Genomic DNA, 18,062 nt, shown 5'->3' on the forward strand with positions numbered 1-18,062 from the left:
ACCAACGCTATTATGGGAAATTAAGGATGGTTCAACTACCCACCATCCTTAAAAGTTATTACACCCTTCATCTTTCAAGCTGCTGCTTTGTTGGCTGCTTTCACTCACCCCAGTCACATCGTTATCTATGCTCCTGGGGATTCGTTCACTTGCCGCCTCGCTGCAACTCGAAATCTATTAGGTATAGCTTAACTCATTATTCCACCGCAACATTTTCATCCTGATCAACCGCAAAACAAGCGATTAGTTGATTACTATATTGATTCAGTTTTGGTTGAAGCTGAGTACAAACGCTAAGCGCCCGACGGCAACGCGCTGCAAATGCGCAACCGGGTGGTGGATTCATCGGGCTTGGCAATTCGCCGGTCAACTTTATCCGTTCACGGCGTAATTCAGGGTTCAGCCTTGGCGTTGCTGATAATAACGCCTGTGTATAGGGATGACGAGGGTTACTGAAAATCATCTCCCTACTGCCTTTTTCCACACAACGACCAAGGTACATCACCATCACTTCATCAGCGATATGTTCAACCACAGACAAATCATGGGAGATAAAGACATAAGAGAGCCCCAACTCTTGCTGCAAATCCATCATCAGGTTCAGCACCTGCGCCCGTACCGAGACATCCAATGCGGAAACTGGCTCATCCGCAATCACCACATCCGGGTCCAACATTAGACCACGGGCAATCGCAATCCTTTGCCGTTGACCACCAGAGAACATGTGCGGATAACGGCTGTAGTGTTCAGTTTTCAGCCCCACTTTTTCCATCATCTGCAACACTTTTTCTTTACGTTCCTGTGCGCTCAACTTGGTATTGATCCGCAGAGGTTCTTCCAGGATCTGACCAACTTTCTTACGCGGATTAAGTGAACCATAAGGGTTCTGGAACACAATCTGGATTTTCTGACGGCGCAGTTTTTCGGCTGCTTTATTGGGTACCAGCAGATCTTGCCCCTGATAATAGAGCTCACCATCGGTTGGCTTTTCAATCATCGTCAGCAACCGCCCCAGGGTAGATTTACCACACCCCGACTCACCCACAACTGCCAGCGTTTTTCCTCTCTCCAGTTCGAAAGAGATGCCATCCAATGCTTTTACCGTACTGGCAGGTGAAAATAGCCCCCCTTTGATTGGGTAATATTTTTTCAGCTCTGTTGCTTTCAATAACGGCGCCGTTGATGTCTCCTGCGCCTGATAAGTAGGTTCACTCATACTGTCGGTCTCCCTGCATCATCCAACGGCATATGGCATTTCACCTGACGTTCCCCCACTGTCCTTAATTCCGGTTCCACCTGACGACAATGCTTTTCGGCATAGGGACAACGCGGATTCAGCAAGCAGCCAACGGGCCGGTCATATTTCCCCGGTACAACGCCCGGCAAAGAAGCAAGACGGGATTTATCCGCGGCAAATTCAGGTAATGCTCTAAGCAGGGCCTGAGTATAGGGATGGCGCGGCGCACGGAAGATCTCCGACGCTTTACCAGATTCCACCACCTGCCCGGCATACATCACGATAATGTGATGAGCAGCTTCTGCCACTAATGCTAAGTCATGGGTGATTAATATCAGCGCCATATTTTCCCGTTGCTGCAACTCCAACAACAGCTCAATAACCTGCGCCTGAATGGTCACATCCAGCGCCGTTGTCGGTTCATCAGCAATCAGTAATTTTGGCCGACAAGCAATCGCCATTGCGATCATCACCCGTTGACTCATACCACCTGATAATTGATGCGGATACACATCCAGACGTGATGCAGGATCAGGGATACCCACCAAGGTCAACAGATCAATCGCCCGCTGGCGGCGAGTACGACGATTACCGCCTTGATGCACTTTTAGTGCTTCCATAATCTGAAACCCAACGGTGTAACAGGGATTCAAGCTGGTCATCGGATCTTGGAAGATCATTGCCACTTCCGCACCAACTAATTGTCGGCGTTCTTGTTCGGAAATTTTGGTCAGATCACGCTGGTTAAATTCCAACTTGTCAGCCATCACTCTACCCGGATAATCAATCAATCCCATCACAGCCAATGAACTGACCGATTTACCTGAACCAGACTCTCCGACAATCCCAACAACCTGCCCTTGCTCAACCCGGTAACTGATGCGGTCAACGGCGCGGAATGGTGCTTCTTCGTCACCGAAGTGAACCGATAATTTTTCTACATTTAACAGTGCCATTTCGCCACCTCACTACTGCTTGAGTTTAGGATCAAGCGCATCACGCAAACCGTCACCCATCAGGTTAAACGCCAATACTGTCAGCAGAATCGCTACCCCTGGGAATGTCACCACCCACCAGGCGCTTTGCGCAAACTGCAATACATCAGACAGCATTGTCCCCCATTCCGGCGTGGGCGGCTGCGCCCCCATCCCCAGAAAACCCAAAGCAGCCATATCAAGAATGGCATTAGAAAAACCCAGAGAAGCCTGCACAATCAGCGGCGCCAGACAGTTAGGCAGAATATTGATAAACATCTGACGCATGGAACCCGCACCCGCCACCTGTGAAGCCGTGACATAATCACGGTTAACTTCGACTAATACCGCAGCGCGAGTTAAGCGGATGTAATGCGGCAGAGACACAAAGGTCAACGCCAATGAAGCATTGACAATGGATGGCCCAAATATCGCTACCAGCACCAAAGCCAGCAACAGACTTGGCAATGCCAGCATAATATCAACGATACGCATGATGATAATATCCACCACACCACCGAAATAACCCGCCAGCACACCCAGTACAACCCCCATCAACAGGGATAGCACCACCACCAGACAACCTACCAGTAGTGAAAGCCGGGCGCCATACATCAGACGTGAAAGTAAATCACGTCCAACATCATCAGTACCCAAAATAAACTGCCAACTTCCTCCATCCTGCCATACCGGCGGCGTCAGCAAAGAATCGCGGAATTGTTCAGCCGCACTGTGTGGAGCCAGTACCCCCGCCAACAGAGCAACCAATAACATCAGCACAATATAAACCAGACCAACAACAGCCCCTTTATTGCGCTTAAAGTAATACCAAAACTCCTGCATCGGCGTCATAATTTTAGGCACACCGCTTGCAGGCTCAGTCACTTGAGACATAATACACTCCCTATTTCTTATGCCGGATACGCGGGTTAACGATGCCGTATAGCAAGTCAACTATCAGGTTAACCAAGATGATCATGATCGCTACCAGTAATACGCCGCCTTGCACCACCGGATAATCCCGGCGTTGAAGGGCATCGATCAGCCAACGTCCAAGCCCCGGCCAAGAGAAGATAGTTTCAGTCAGGATTGCTCCCGCCAGCATCATGCCCACCTGCAAGCCGATAACGGTTACAACTGGCAGCAATGCGTTGCGAAGCGCATGGACCACAATCACACGAATACGGCTCAAGCCTTTAGCGCGTGCAGTACGGATATAATCCTCACCAAGTACTTCCAACATAGAAGAGCGGGTCATACGGACAATCACCGCCAGTGGAATCGTTCCCAAGACAATGGCAGGCAAAACGATATGCATCACCGCATCTTTAAAATCACCGGCTTCACCCCAGAATAGTGTGTCGATTAGCATAAAACCCGTCAGCGGGTAACTGTCGTCAAGGAAAACACTGTCGCTTATTCGCCCGGATACCGGCGTTAGATCCAACTGGACAGAAACCAGCATGATCAACATGATCCCCCACCAGAAGATCGGCATGGAGTATCCCGTTAGGGAAATACCTATCGCAGTATGATCAAAAACAGAACCGCGTTTTACCGCCGCCAAAACGCCAACGGGAATACCGACAGCAATCGCGAACAGCATGGCGCACATCCCCAGTTCAAGAGTTGCCTTGAAACGGGGAACAAACTCTTCCCACACAGAGATATGGCTTTTCATGGAGATACCAAGATCGCCATGTAACACATTGCCTACATAATGAAAATATTGCTGCCAGAGTGGCTTATCCAGCCCCATTTCAGCCATTACCTGAGCATAGCGCTCAGCAGATATTCCACGTTCCCCGGCCATAATGGTCACCGGATCGCCGGGGATCATATGGACAAAAGCAAAAGTCAGTAAAGTAATGCCAATAAACGTTGGGATTACCAACCCCAGACGTCGGAGTATGAACTGCAACATATCCCAAACTCTCTTTTTTTAAATGCCGGTTACAGCTCTCAGGCCGTTTGGCTTGATAAGGGGGAGGACTTTCCCCCTTTGGCTCACAATTCAATAAACGCCTTGTCTCTACTTTTCTTGTTAGTTTTCCGCCGGTTATAACTGCCTGGAGAAAACCGCCATCTTCGGTTAAAGATCAGGAAGATGGCATATCACAACAAAGTAAGAACAGGATTATTCGAGAGACACGGTATCGAAAAGATGTCTACCCAGAGGATCAACGACATAACCTTTGACCTCTTTACGGATCGGTTCATAAACCGTGGAATGAGCCACAATCAGTGCCGGGACCTGTTCGTGCATCACAACCTGCGCCTGTTTGTAAAGCTCGACACGTTTGGCGTGATCAGCAACGATTCGGGCTGGCTGAATGGCATCTTCAAACGGTTTGTAACACCATTTAGAGTAGTTAGAACCCCGTTCTTTGGCTGCACAGCTAAATAAGGTTGCGAAGAAGTTATCTGGATCACCATTGTCTCCCGTCCAGCCCATCATCACAATTTGGTGCTCGCCGTCTTTAGCTCGCTTCAAATATTCCCCCCATTCATAGCTAACAATTTTGGCTTTCACCCCAATTTTTGCCCAGTCAGCCTGGACCATTTCAGCCATACGACGGGCATTTGGGTTATACGCCCGTTGTACCGGCATTGCCCACAGATCAATGGTAAAACCACTTCCCATCCCTGCTTCTTTTAGAAGCTGTTTCGCTTTTTCCGGATCGTACTGATAATCTTTAAGATCATTGTCGTAACCCCACATGGTTGGTGGGATCAGATTTTTGGCTTTCTGACCAGCGCCCTGATAAACCGCTTCAACGATAGCGTCTTTATTGACTGCCATCGTCAACGCCTGACGAACTTTGACGTTATCCAATGGCTTTTTAGTGACGTTGAAAGCGACATAACCGACATTCAGACCAGGCTGCTCCAACAAAACAATATCTTTATCCTGTTTCATGCGAGCAATATCTGCCGGATTTGGATATGGCATAATCTGACATTCATTTTTTTGTAGTTTTGCATAACGCACAGAAGCATCAGGGGTAATAGAGAAGACCAACCGGTCAACTTTGGCTTTATCTCCCCAGTATTCTTTGAAGGCTTTATACAGAATGCGAGAATCTTTCTGATATTGCACCAACTGGAACGGGCCTGTACCAATTGGATTCAGATCGACTTTCTCCGGCGTACCGGCTTCCATCATCTTATCTGCATATTCTGCTGACATAATAGAGGCGAAATCCATGCCTAAGTCAGCTAGGAATGGGGCTTCTGGGCGGCTCAGTTCAATCCTGACAGTATAATCGTCTACTTTTTCAACCTTATTGATTATCTCACTCATACCCATGCCAATGAAATATTCATAGCTGCCGCCTGACACCTTGTGGTATGGGTGGTTTGTATCTTTTTGCCGCATGAAAGTGTAGATCACATCATCAGCATTAAATTCTCGGCTTGGTTTGAAGTCTTTACTATCGTGCCACTTAACACCTTTGCGCAGATGAAAAGTGTAAACTTTACCGTCATCGCTAATATCCCATTTTTCAGCCAAGCTCGGAATAATTTCAGTTGTACCTGTTTTGAACTCAACCAAACGGTTATACAGTGGTCTGGAGCTGGCATCATAAGTTGTGCCAGCAGTGAACAATTGAGGATTAAAGCCTTCCGGTGAACCTTCGGAACAGTAAACCAATGTTTTTGCCTGAACGCTGGCGGTTACTGCCAATGCAACTAAGCTGACCCCTAGCTTCAATAACTTCGCCCCTTTAGAGAAAGTTGTCATTTTCTTGCACTCCATTTGTGATGTTGTTGTATACAGCCAGAATCTGCACTTCCTGTCAGAAACTGCGCTGTTTAGATTTTGTTTATTATTTTCAGCTTATCAATTAAACAACTGTTGTCTCTTGCGTCAATAAGATCTCAACAGATGCCATCAACAATAGAAAAACACAAAGGAAACTAATAATTAACATAGTTAGCACAAAAACATGACAATGCGCACGTTTTATAGGCAAAAAGACCATAAAAGGCACATAGCTACAGGATTAATCACCATTAACTTGTGAGCAAAATTTGTGGTTGTTTGATTAATTAGTAAACGATTATTTCGGTAGAAAAGATGATAACTGGCATAAAATGCTGTGTGCCGAATAAAGTCGGCATCTGAAAAGTGAATCAAATAAGTATAACACTAATAATATAAATAAATACAAAAACCTGTTACTAGTTTATCTAAGTTTTCATCACTTTTGGTTTCATTAATGATTAACTAATAAATTAATGGCCGTTGCCATTATCCGGTCTCTATAATGCTAGGCAGATTTCAAATACCCGCCCAACCCTTCAATTCTCCTAATTTTTTCGTAGTCTTGTTGGATAACATCCTTATCATGATGTACGAAATAAACCGTTCCAGACTGGCTAAAGACATCTTTATTTATTGTAATTTCATCACCTTCATCAACATAAAAAAAAGTTTCACAGAAAAAGGGGAATTTTTTCATAATCGTAAATACTAGTATTAGTAATTATAGTAAAGAAATATGAAAAAATTTAATTATTTTCTGCACGAAATAGATGAAAAATCATCATCCGATAATAATAGACGTTACATTGCTTCAGCGGTAGCTCGTGAATTGACTTAGTGTTAGCGGTACATTTTTCTATCAATCAAATGACAAGATAAATAGTGCAATAACAGAATAGCACGACAAAAACTAAAATAATGATTTATGAATACGTAATTAATGCTATATGAAAACTAAAGAATTTAATATCAGAATTAGACGATATTATATTAAAAAATGGAGAGCCAATGAGAATGTTATCCGCTGAAAGAAAATGTTCTAAAGAAACGAACAATCAAACATTATCTGTCCATTCAGAGTTGTTACACGAAAATTCATCATCATTTACTATCCAAGGTGAAACTCCCCATTGTGACCAAATTATTCAAAGGGGTGATCATGCACTAGTAGGGATAAGCCCTTTTAATTCACGTTTTTCAAAAAATTATGTTGTGGATCTTATTCAGTGGTCAAGTAATCACTTCCGGCAAGTCGACGTACTGTTACCTTGTGAACATGAAGCTTCACGCCTTTTAGTTGCTAGTGGAATTGAGGACACTAAGGCTATCAAGAAAACACAACGCGAAATTAAACGTCATTTACGTATTCTTGATTCTGTTATTTCAATGGCAATATTAAAAAGTAAGCCAATCAGAGTCATTCAATTTAGCGACTTTGCACTAAACTATGATTACCAATCTCTTAGAACACAGGTTGAAAACGCTTTCAATGCATCAGAGTCTTTTAAGAAAATCTGCCTTGATATGTCTTTTCAAGCCATAAAAGGGCGACTAAAAGGTACTGGACAATACTTTGGTCAAATTGACCTACAATTTGTATATAAAGCGTTGCCATACATTTTCGCTGAAATTCCCTTTTACCTCGATACCCCTCGACTACTTGGAGTAAAACATTCTACATTGCTCTATCATCGCCCTTGGCCTATAGGAAAAGGCTTATTTAACGGTAGTTATCCTATACAAGTAGGAGATAAACAGAGTTATGGAATTGTCACTCAATTATAGAAAATAAAGAATCAAATTAGACAGGCTCTTATTATTCAACACCATTTAAAGAAGAAGTAAAATAATGGCTAAATTAAATTCTTTCAGCATTCACAACCCAAAATTTATAGAAAATCCTTATGACTTTTACAATACCTTGCATGAGCAAGATTTAATTTATTTTGATCAATCTCAAAATAGCTATTTTATCGGCAAATATGAGGATGTTGACGCTATTTTAAAATCCTCAATTTTCAATACACAGCCATTGATTGAGCGAGCGGAACCCGTTATGGGAGATCGTGTTCTTGCTCAAATGGAAGGTGAAGAACACGCGCATAAACGAAAACTCGTGATGCAAGGACTTTCAAAAGATTATTTTGATAACCACTACGAACCCATGATTCGAAAGCTCACAGAAAATCTCCTACAACCTCATATTGAAAAAGGAAATATAGATCTTGTTAATGACTTTGGCCGAGATTACGCTGTATTAGTGACATTAGGTATTCTTGGGCTACCAAGTGATAACTATCGTGACATAGCTGAATGGCACAAGGGTATCGCCAATTTTATTACCCAATTTGATCAAACAGAGCCAGAGAAAATGCACAGCCTTGAATGTAGTCAGAAATTGATCCGCTTACTAAATCCTATAGTGGACCAGCGGCGGTGTAATCCTGGTGGAGACTTTATATCTATACTTTGTGGTGGTAACGGACAAAATACAGGGATGTCTACAAGTGAAATTACGGCATTGTGTCTAAACATTCTATTAGCTGCCACAGAGCCTGCCGACAAGACACTAGCAATGATGTTTAATCACTTAATATCTAATCCAGGTATGTTTGATGCAGTTGCTAAAGATCGTAGTCTAGTTCGAGACGCACTTGAAGAAACTTTACGTCTGACATCACCCGTACAGCTAATTCCAAGAAAAGCGGGTGAAGATGTCACTATCTCTAATATTGATATCCCCAAAGGTGCCCTAGTATTTTGTATGATTGGTGCAGCTAATCGCGATCCATCAGTTTTTCATAAACCAAATGAATTTGATCTATATCGACGAAAGAATGCAATTTCTCAGCAGAAAGCAAATCGAAGGAGACAGTTAGCCTTCGGTACAGGTATGCATGCCTGTGTTGGTGCTGCATTTTCACTCCGTCAGTTGGAGATTTCATCCAATATTATTTTGGATCGCCTGTGCAATTTACGTTTTGCTGATAACTATCATTATCAAGAAACAGGTGTGTATACACGAGGGCCTTCTAAACTCCTTTTGAGTTTTGATCCAATAATATCTTCTACTTCGGCAAATGGTTGTCCTGATCTGAAAATCACTGTGGAAAAGATGGAATAGGAACATAAAGTTCATGCTATGGTGTAATGAGGAACGCTGTCACCTATCTAATACAGCGACATAATGGTGAGTATGAGACAGTTCTAGAAAAACATCAGACTTGTATGAAATAGCTCAGAAGATCCATCTGAAGTACTGATTAAAGGGATGCCAAAGGTAGGCATCCCTTGAAACAATGATACTCAATCCCAAACTAGAGAAAATACTATCAAAATAAGCAGTTTTAAAATTATCTTAGGTGACAACTTGGTCAACTTTCGTTCAGGTAAGAAAACTTTATTGGTGACGGAGATATATCATGAGCAAAAATAGTGATTCTGGGCAGTCAGCACCTTTAAACCGATACCAACACTGGGTTATCACATGTCTTGTCATCGGGATTTGTTTACCTCTATTAGATGCAACAATCATTGGCGTTGCCATTCCATCTCTGACAGTCAGTCTTTCGGCTTCAGTTGCACAGCTACAGTGGGTTTCAACACTGTATACCTTGAGTGCAACAGTCACAGTCACGATTTGTGCTTGGGCAACACGCCGAGTGGGAGCCAAAAACCTTTGGCTAACCGGTCTGGTCGTTTTTACGTTAGGTTCATTACTTTGCGGTTTTTCCTCTCACATTGATTTTCTTTTAGCCAGTAGAGTCATACAGGGCATAGGTGCCGGTATTCTGATGCCTGTAATGCAAACAGTATTGGTTAACGCAGTTGGCAAGCAAAATTTGAAAGGAGCTATGGCAACTATTGCTGTACCTACAGTTATTGCTCCTATTGCTGGGCCTATTGTCGCAGGCTATTTATTGCACATCGGTGATTGGCGTTTAATCTTCTTTATCAATGTACCTATTGGGATAGCAGCCATTGTGCTAAGCGCTATGTGTATCACCAGAAATGATAAGGCGGAATCTATACGCTTTGATCTAATGGGATTTTTATTGCTGACACCATCGCTATTGTTCATGATTTACAGTCTGTCATTGCTGACAAAAGCAGATACAATGAGCCCTCTCCATTGGCTAATTATGGTTGGGATCTTACTTGCAAGCCTAATACTCATTTTGCTTTTTGTCCGCCATACACGAAATAAAACCTCTGATGCTTTAATTCAACTCACACCATTTAAAGTAAGCTCTTTTACCGCATCCATTTGGTTATTACTTCTTTCAAGTATTAGTTTTTATGGCGGCCTTTTTGCTTTACCAATTATGTTTATACATGGCTTTCAACAAAGTGAATTACTTGCCAGTATTTGGATAGGTGCCCACGGAGTAGGCGCACTTCTTTCACGCTCTTACCTTAAATCATTAAGCGAACGTTTTAGTGTAAGTAATTTAGCTCTAATTGGAACAATAATGACTATATTCGGCACAGTGCCGCTATTCTTGCACAATATCCCATCTCATCCAGAAATCATCATGGTGACAATGTTGCTTAGAGGAGCTGGTATAGGTTTACTTACATTATTAGCTATGTCCCATGCTTATAATGAGTTACCTGCCACTCAAGTTCCGGATGCGAGCGTCATCACCAGAATCGGAACCTTATTTGGCGCATCGCTAGGTACAGCAACTGTCGCTGTACTTTACAGCATTAGTCCAAGTCGTGAGAACTTTTCCCTTATTTTACTTGGGCTACTATTTATTACTTTCTGTTGTACAATTCCAGCACTTAAACTACGACGTTAATCTCAGTATAGTACGGGCACATAATTCTGTGCCCGATTTTTAGATGGACTACCTGATACATTGGCACCTTGATGTTCAATGCATATAACGCCGTCATGAACAAGCCGAAGAAAACACTTAGCGCTGTTGGGAGAACAACGGTGAATTACACTGCTCGAATGTATTGAAATAGCATTATCACCGGCATATCATAACTCTGCCAGTCCATGTATGATTTCAGTCGCACCTGCTTTTGTTGTGCTAGAGGTGAATTGTTGTGGATTAAATCCTTTTCTTACACTCCATTTGTGATGTTGTTGTGTACAGCCAGAATCTGCACTTCCTGTCAGAAACTGCGCTGTTTAGATTTTGTTTATTATTTTCAGCTTATCAATTAAACAACTGTTGTCTCTTGCGTCAATAAGATCTCAACAGATGCCATCAACAATAGAAAAACACAAAGGAAACTAATAATTAACATAGTTAGCACAAAAACATGACAATGCGCACATTTTGCAGACAAAAAGACCATAAAAAGCACATAGCGACAGGATTAATCACCATTAACTTGTGAGCAAAATTTGTGGTTGTTTGATTAATTAGTAAACGATTATTTCGGTAGAAAAGATGATAACTGGCATAAAATGCTGTGTGCCGAATAAAGTCAGCACCTGAAAAGTGAATCAAATAAGTATAACACTAATAATATAAATAAATACAAAAACCTGTTACTAGTTTATCTAAGTTTTCATCACTTTTGGTTTCATTAATGGTTGATTAGTAAATTAGTGATCATTACCATTATCAGTCCACCATTAATACCAAGCTGGCTAAAGACATCTTTAGTTATTTCGACTTCATCACTTTTATCAGCACAAAAAACAACTTCATAGAAAAAGGGGGATTTCTTTAATTACGATATGAAATTATTAGCAGTAAATAAACCAAAACGGTGATTAATCAGACGTACATTATAGGAGTGATTAATGAGTGTATAAACTTATCTCTTTATAGCCTTGTGAAAATCCCCCTACTCAATAATAGACATAATAGCAGCACTAATTTTCCCTAAACCTATTGCTAATTTATCTATTATCGGTCGTAATATTCCATCTATTTATACCTCATTATATCTTCTTATCTTTTTTTATCTTACTCACACCAAGAATAACTAATAAAGAAACTATAACCGAAGCTGCGATAAGACTTTCAACAGAAAAAGCTATACGTGAATCAAAATATTGAAAAAGAATGGTAAATACCGGTATTAGTAGAAATAGTAAAGAAACATGAAGAGGGGTAATGGCATTAATTGCCTTCAATACAAGATAGATTGGAAGTAAATGTCCAATTATAACAAGAAGCGACATCGGAAAAATTATCTCGCTATCTAAACTAAGAGAAACATCGGATATTGAAACATAACAAAATGAAAGTATTACCATTAAAATACTTCTAACAGACAATATCTCATATGTTTGCCATTTTTCCTTGAATAATTTCTTAGAAAAAATAGTGTATAATACCGTTCCTACAGCACCGATTATCACACTAACAATGCCAATAATCCTATCCTGAATTGAGCTTGATGGTAATCCACTATTTCCTAAAAATGCATTTACCAGCATCACACCTACCCCAATGAGAACTAACCAGGATATGACAACTTCCAATTTTTCCGTTTTTGCTTCGCCTTTATCGATAAAAGATGAGAGGAGGATAGTTATCGCAGGGCCGCAAGCCACTGAAGCCACACCCACAATTGCAGGTTCAAGAAAACGCAACGAAATGATTAATCCTCCCCAATTTAATAGAATTGAAACATTAATAATTAACACCAATAAGGTGTTCTTGCGGACCTTCATAATTAATTGATCAATTCCTTTGAAAATACTTATCATCATAAATAATAAAGTAGACGATATAAAACAATAAAAGATAACAATAGCTGAATTTATCGACTGCGTTAAATATGCAACAAACACATCAGATGCTGCACTGATGAGACAAAAAATAATCCCGTATACTACACCACTATATGTAGACATATATCACCTATTATCCTCTTGCTCCAAAAATCAAAATTCCGACATTGGATTGGTTTTATTATTGAAAATTAATCTTTAATCACTATCACCTCCACTTTTAGTATAATGTTTTGCCGCCTAAACTACTCCATTCAGAAATAATTACTTTGGTGTTTCATACAGAATATCTTATTTTTCTCTTTACGCTCACCTTTCATGCCCGGTCGAATCTTAGCTTCTTTTTCTAGGATATTAACTATATGTGAGAATGTCCTATCTTTATAGCTACCGATAGGATCGTGATATTCACACTTAGAAAATACTCGATTATCGTTTATTTTAAATTTATCAATTTCGAGTAAAAGCGTGCTGCCTATATCACTTAAGTTCATAGTCATATTCCATATAATATTTATAGAAGGTAATATTCATACACTATTCTTGTGCTTTTTCAAACAAGTCATTTAATGAATGAGATATATTTCTCAGATAAACAAACCAAGTCTTATTTATCATAGAATGAATATTATAAGGATAACATTAAATACAATTGATAATAATTAAATGTCATTTTCTACCATGTTATTATTAGTATATGCGTAACTTTTATACAGAAATTACTATCACACACGATTAAAAAATTTCAAGTTAAATAGCGGAAATTATATATACCCTATGGATTTCAAGATGCATCGCGACGGCAAGGGAACGAATCCCCGGGAGCATAGATAACTATGTGACTGGGGTGAGCGAGCGCAGCCAACAAAGAGGCAACTTGAAAGATGACAGGTATATAGGTTTTTCTAAATACTTAATTTACTGCCAACGTCGGTAAACTCACGGGCAAAAAATAGTTACTGGCTCTTTCCATTGACCTAGCCAATATGAACAGAATATCTGCCAATGTACTCAAATAAATACCACATAATCAATAAGGTAAATCATGTTGAGATGGAGCTAAAAATACAGCACCAGATATTACTATCTGAGCAACCCCTTAATCGAAAAATGCTATCTGCTCTCAAGAGCGACAGTATGTTTTTACATCCAATTTTCGATAGTTTTTGACATTTTTACGAGATTCACTTAGATCAAATTTATGTATAAATATTTTAATAGGGATGTAATGAATTTCTATAAAAATTAAAAAATTTATACAGGATTATATCGGATTACATTAAAAAAATGGAAAGTCAATGGAAACGTTATCTACTGAAAGAAAATACGTAAAAGAAACGAATAATCAAATATTATCAGTCAATTCAGCATTTTTACACGAAAATTCAGCATTATTTACCGTTCAAGGTGAAACCTTTCGTTGTAACCAAATTATTCAGAGAGGTGATCATGCATTAGTAGGGATCAGCCCCTTTAACTCGCGTTTCTCAAAAGACTATGTTATGGACCTTATTCGGTGGTCAAATCATTACTTCCGACAAGTCGATATATTGTTACCTTGTGAATGTGAAGCTTCACGCCTCTTAGTCGCTAGTGGAACTGAGAAGGCTAAGGCTATCAAGAAAACACATCGCGAAATTAAACGTCATTTACGTAACCTTGATGATGCTATTTCCATGACAAAGTTAAAAAGTAAGCAAATCAGAATTATCCAATTTAGTGACTTTGCACTAAACCATGACTATCAATCTCTTAAAACACAAGTTGAAAACGCTTTCAATGAATCAGAATCTTTTAAAAAAATCTGCCTTGATATGTCCTTCCAAGCCGTAAAAGGTCGACTAAAAGGTACTGGACAATACTTTGGTCAAATTGACCTACAATTAGTATATAAAGCATTACCATATATTTTCTCTGAAATTCCCTTTTACCTCGATACATCTCGATTACTTGGAGTAAAGTCTTCTACATTGCTCTATCACCGCCCTTGGCCAATCGGAAAAGGATTATTTAGTGGTAGTTATCCTATCCAAGTAGGAGATAAACAAAGTTACGGAATCGTCACTCAATTATAAAATACACAGAATTTTATGAGATAGTAGCTGTATTAAGGCTAATAGGCTCTTAGTACTAAATATCATTTAGAAAGGAAGAAAAATAATGGCTAAATTAAGTTCTTTCAACATCCAAGATCCAAAATTTATAAAAAATCCTTACGATTTTTACGACATCTTACATAAACAAGATTTAGTTTATTTTGATCAATCCCGAGACGGCTATTTTATTGGAAAATATGAGGATGTTGAAGCTATTTTAAAATCCTCACTTTTCAATACAAAGCCATTAACTGAACCGGAATCTGTTATGGGGGATCGCGTTCTTATTCAAATGGAAGGTAGAGAACATGCGTGTAAACGAAAACTCATGATTCAAGGGCTTTTAAAAGATTATTTTAATAGTCACTACGAACCCATGATTCGAAATATTACAGAAGATCTCTTACGACCTCATATAGAAAAAGGAAATATAGATCTTGTTAATGACTTTGGCAGAGATTACGCCGTATTAGTTACATTAGGTATTCTTGGATTGCCAAATGATAACTATCTTGACATAGCTGAATGGCACAGGGGTATCACCAATTTTGTTACCCATTTTGACCAAACAGAGCCAGAAAGAATATACAGTCTCGAATGTGGCCAGAAATTGATTCGCTTACTAAATCCTATAGTAGATCAGAGACGATGTAATCCCGGTAAGGATATTATATCTATATTTTGTCAAGATACAGAGATGTCCAAAAGTGAAATTACAGCATTGAGTTTAAATATTCTATTAGCGGCGATAGAACCTGCTGACAAAATATTAGCAATGATGTTTAATCACTTAATATCTAATCCAGATATGCTTGAGGCAGTGATTAAAGATCGCAGTCTAATTCGAGACGCATTTGAAGAAACCTTGCGTCTGACGCCACCAGTACAGTTAATTCCAAGAGAAGCGAATGAAGATATCACTATTTCTGGTATTGATATTCCGAAAGGTACTTCGATATTTTGTATGATTGGCGCAGCTAATCGTGATCCATCGATTTTTCACAAACCAAATAAATTTGATCTACACCGAAGAAAGAATGCAACTTCGCAACAGCAAGCAAATCGAAAGAGACATTTAGCTTTTGGTGCAGGGACTCATGCTTGTATTGCGGCCGCATTTTCATTTAGTCAGTTGGAAGTTTCATCCAATATTATTTTGGATCGCCTGCACAATTTACGTTTTGCTGATAACCATCATTATCAAGAAACGGGAGTATATACACGAGGACCAGCTAAACTCCTTTTAAGTTTTGATCCAATAATATCGTCTATTTCAGAGAATGGTAGCTCTGATTTGAAAATCACTATGGGGATGATGGAATAGGAACATAAAGTTCAGAAGATCCATCTAAATACTGATAAAGGGATGCCGGAAGTGGGCATCCCTTGAAATAGTCAGGAGATACCTGCACTTATTATAGAAAAGAGTTAAAACTGACTACCTTATACATTGACGCCTTGATGCTCAATGTATATGATGCCGTTATGAACAAATCGAAGAAAACACTTAACACTGTTGGGCGAACAACAGTGGACTACACTGATCGAATGTATTGGAATGGCATCATTAAGATGAGCTTATCCAAGTTTTTCATTCTCAGCGCCCTACAACAACGGCCTATGCACGGTTACGAAATTGCCCGTGAGGTTGAACGTTCTACCCAAGGGTGTTGTTCACCTACTGAAGGTACAATTTATCCGGTGCTGCGTGAATTTGAGCAGGGAGAATATGTCACGGTACACAATGAAACCGTTGCAGGCCGTGGACGCAAGGTATACACATTAACCGACAAAGGGCGCAAAGCTTTTGCTGTCGCTGTAGAAGCTTGGATGGAAGTTGCTACACACATCAATCGTCAGCAATGACGGTTTTTTTTAACTCAATACATTGACCATCTATGCATTGATCAGGAATATGAGGAATCTATTGTAAATCTGGCGCCAAAATTACCGAAACATCATATCAGCCTGCTGATGATTTAATTCAAAGGAGATAAATATGAATGAACAATCATTTAAACAGAGGATTGAAGAGGTACAACATTATTATGGCAAAACCCTGTCTAGTAGAGAGGATCTTGCTATAAATGTATGCACGGTAGACAACACCACTTCAGACAGAATCAAAGAAGTTCTTAAACTTATCCATCCTGATGTACAGAGCCGTTTTTATGGTTGTGGTACGCCTTTTCCTCCCTTGCTAGAAGGAACGACAGTATTAGACTTGGGATGTGGGAGCGGGCGGGACTGTTTTATTCTATCTCACCTCGTAGGTACTGAAGGTAAAGTTATTGGTATTGATGCAACGACAGAACAAATCGAGTTTGCCCAGAGTTTTGTGGATTATCATCGTCGAACCTTTAACTATCCATCCACCAATGTGCATTTTCAACAAGGCTATATCGAGTCACTAGAGGAACTTGATTTACCACCTGAAAGTATAGACGTTATCGTCTCAAACTGTGTCATCAACCTATCTATATCCAAAGCAAGCGTATTGGCAGGTATGGCTCGTTTACTCAAACCTGGCGGTGAAATCTATTTTTCTGACATTTTTTTAGATAGAAGGCTAGAGCAATCACTGAAAAATGACTCACAAATTGTTTGTGAATGTATCGGTGACGCGATGTACTTTGAAGATTTCATACGGCTGGCAAGAACAGCCGGTTTTCATGATGTTCGTGTCATTAATAGCAATTTGAAATCTATAAATAATAAGGAGATCGAAACGAAGCTAGGCGGGGCAAAACTGTATTCAATGACGTTAAGGCTGTTCAAATTAGACTTGGAAGATCGCTGCGAGGACTATGGCCAAGTTGCAATTTATAAAGGCAATTTACCAGATGCGCCTGATCAATTTGTGCTTGATCGAGAACATATTTTTGAAACCGGCAGAGCTGTCCCCGTATGCCGCAATACTGCCGATATGATCACCAAAAGTCGTTACCATACACTCTTTGATTTAATTGGCGATGGGAAAAAACACTATGGTCTTTTCAATTGTGGAAAGCCGAACAATTTTGATACTGATATCAATGTTATGCAAATCTATGCGCCAAGCGGCTGTAACTGTTAGAGTAAACGCCAGATGACAAAAAGCCTTACAGCAATCACTGTAAGGCTTTTCTATTTTCTTTAAGTCTGTGGCTTATTTGACGTCCACAAACTCTAAATTGGTCGGCGAGAGAGGATTCGAACCTCCGACCCACTGGTCCCAAACCAGTTGCGCTACCAAGCTGCGCTACTCGCCGAAAACGAGGCGAATCTTACTGCGCTC

General features: G+C 40.2%; 15 protein-coding genes and 1 tRNA gene. 7 read left to right on the forward strand and 9 right to left on the reverse strand.

Annotation, left to right across the window (positions count from 1 at the left end):
* Positions 1-196 precede the first annotated feature (196 nt).
* The 6 genes from dppF to OO184_RS01335 form a co-directional block, all read right to left on the reverse strand.
* Positions 197-1,216, reverse strand: a complete 1,020-nt coding sequence (dppF, locus tag OO184_RS01310) for a dipeptide ABC transporter ATP-binding subunit DppF (protein WP_265377659.1) — start codon at positions 1,214-1,216, stop codon at positions 197-199.
* Positions 1,213-2,193, reverse strand: a complete 981-nt coding sequence (dppD, locus tag OO184_RS01315; RefSeq protein WP_265377660.1) for a dipeptide ABC transporter ATP-binding protein — start codon at positions 2,191-2,193, stop codon at positions 1,213-1,215. The genes dppF and dppD overlap by 4 nt, the downstream gene beginning before the upstream one ends.
* 12 nt (positions 2,194-2,205) lie before the next feature.
* Complete coding sequence (dppC, locus tag OO184_RS01320) at positions 2,206-3,105, reverse strand: dipeptide ABC transporter permease DppC (RefSeq protein WP_265377661.1); 900 nt, start codon at positions 3,103-3,105, stop codon at positions 2,206-2,208.
* A 10-nt stretch (positions 3,106-3,115) separates the two neighbouring features.
* Complete coding sequence (dppB, locus tag OO184_RS01325; RefSeq protein WP_265377662.1) at positions 3,116-4,135, reverse strand: dipeptide ABC transporter permease DppB; 1,020 nt, start codon at positions 4,133-4,135, stop codon at positions 3,116-3,118.
* Between the two features lie 213 nt (positions 4,136-4,348).
* Positions 4,349-5,956, reverse strand: coding sequence for a dipeptide ABC transporter periplasmic-binding protein DppA (gene dppA, locus OO184_RS01330; RefSeq protein WP_265377663.1), 1,608 nt, complete (start codon positions 5,954-5,956; stop codon positions 4,349-4,351).
* A gap of 529 nt (positions 5,957-6,485) precedes the next feature.
* Positions 6,486-6,677, reverse strand: coding sequence for a hypothetical protein (locus tag OO184_RS01335; protein ID WP_265377664.1), 192 nt, complete (start codon positions 6,675-6,677; stop codon positions 6,486-6,488).
* 311 nt (positions 6,678-6,988) lie between these two features.
* Between OO184_RS01335 and OO184_RS01340 the strand changes: the two genes are divergently transcribed.
* The 3 genes from OO184_RS01340 to OO184_RS01350 all read left to right on the forward strand — a co-directional run bounded on the left by OO184_RS01340 (position 6,989) and on the right by OO184_RS01350 (position 10,785).
* Entirely contained in the window at positions 6,989-7,765 is a 777-nt protein-coding gene (locus OO184_RS01340; RefSeq protein WP_265377665.1) for a tRNA-dependent cyclodipeptide synthase, read from the forward strand.
* A 64-nt stretch (positions 7,766-7,829) separates the two neighbouring features.
* Positions 7,830-9,104: a cytochrome P450, cyclodipeptide synthase-associated gene (locus OO184_RS01345; protein ID WP_265377666.1), complete on the forward strand. Its 1,275-nt coding sequence runs from the start codon at positions 7,830-7,832 to the stop codon at positions 9,102-9,104.
* A gap of 298 nt (positions 9,105-9,402) precedes the next feature.
* Positions 9,403-10,785 carry a DHA2 family efflux MFS transporter permease subunit gene (locus OO184_RS01350; protein ID WP_265377667.1) on the forward strand — a complete coding sequence of 461 codons (1,383 nt, stop codon included), beginning with the start codon at positions 9,403-9,405 and terminating at the stop codon, positions 10,783-10,785.
* Positions 10,786-11,891: 1,106 nt separating this feature from the next.
* On the opposite strand, the gene OO184_RS01355 is transcribed toward OO184_RS01350, so the two are convergent.
* Together OO184_RS01355 and OO184_RS01360 are read right to left on the reverse strand one after the other, a co-directional pair.
* A complete protein-coding gene (locus tag OO184_RS01355) occupies positions 11,892-12,812 on the reverse strand; it encodes an EamA family transporter (RefSeq protein ID WP_265377668.1) in 921 nt (306 codons plus the stop codon).
* A 131-nt stretch (positions 12,813-12,943) separates the two neighbouring features.
* Positions 12,944-13,183: a hypothetical protein gene (locus OO184_RS01360; protein WP_265377669.1), complete on the reverse strand. Its 240-nt coding sequence runs from the start codon at positions 13,181-13,183 to the stop codon at positions 12,944-12,946.
* Positions 13,184-13,987: 804 nt separating this feature from the next.
* Between OO184_RS01360 and OO184_RS01365 the strand changes: the two genes are divergently transcribed.
* From OO184_RS01365 to OO184_RS01380, 4 genes are all read left to right on the forward strand, one after another.
* The gene (locus tag OO184_RS01365; protein ID WP_265377670.1) at positions 13,988-14,764 is read left to right on the forward strand and encodes a tRNA-dependent cyclodipeptide synthase; all 777 of its coding nucleotides are present in this window, start codon (positions 13,988-13,990) and stop codon (positions 14,762-14,764) included.
* Positions 14,765-14,849: 85 nt separating this feature from the next.
* Entirely contained in the window at positions 14,850-16,109 is a 1,260-nt protein-coding gene (locus tag OO184_RS01370) for a cytochrome P450, cyclodipeptide synthase-associated (protein ID WP_265377671.1), read from the forward strand.
* Positions 16,110-16,270: 161 nt separating this feature from the next.
* On the forward strand, positions 16,271-16,651 hold the full coding sequence (locus OO184_RS01375) for a PadR family transcriptional regulator (RefSeq protein WP_265377672.1): 381 nt from the start codon (positions 16,271-16,273) through the stop codon (positions 16,649-16,651).
* 133 nt (positions 16,652-16,784) lie between these two features.
* Entirely contained in the window at positions 16,785-17,861 is a 1,077-nt protein-coding gene (locus tag OO184_RS01380) for a methyltransferase domain-containing protein (RefSeq protein WP_265377673.1), read from the forward strand.
* A gap of 98 nt (positions 17,862-17,959) precedes the next feature.
* Here OO184_RS01380 and OO184_RS01385 read toward each other — a convergent pair.
* Positions 17,960-18,036, reverse strand: a tRNA-Pro gene (locus OO184_RS01385).
* Between the last annotated feature and the right edge of the window lie 26 nt (positions 18,037-18,062).

It is taken from the genome of Photorhabdus aballayi, from assembly GCF_026153155.1.
In the GTDB taxonomy this organism is placed as follows: domain Bacteria; phylum Pseudomonadota; class Gammaproteobacteria; order Enterobacterales; family Enterobacteriaceae; genus Photorhabdus; species Photorhabdus luminescens.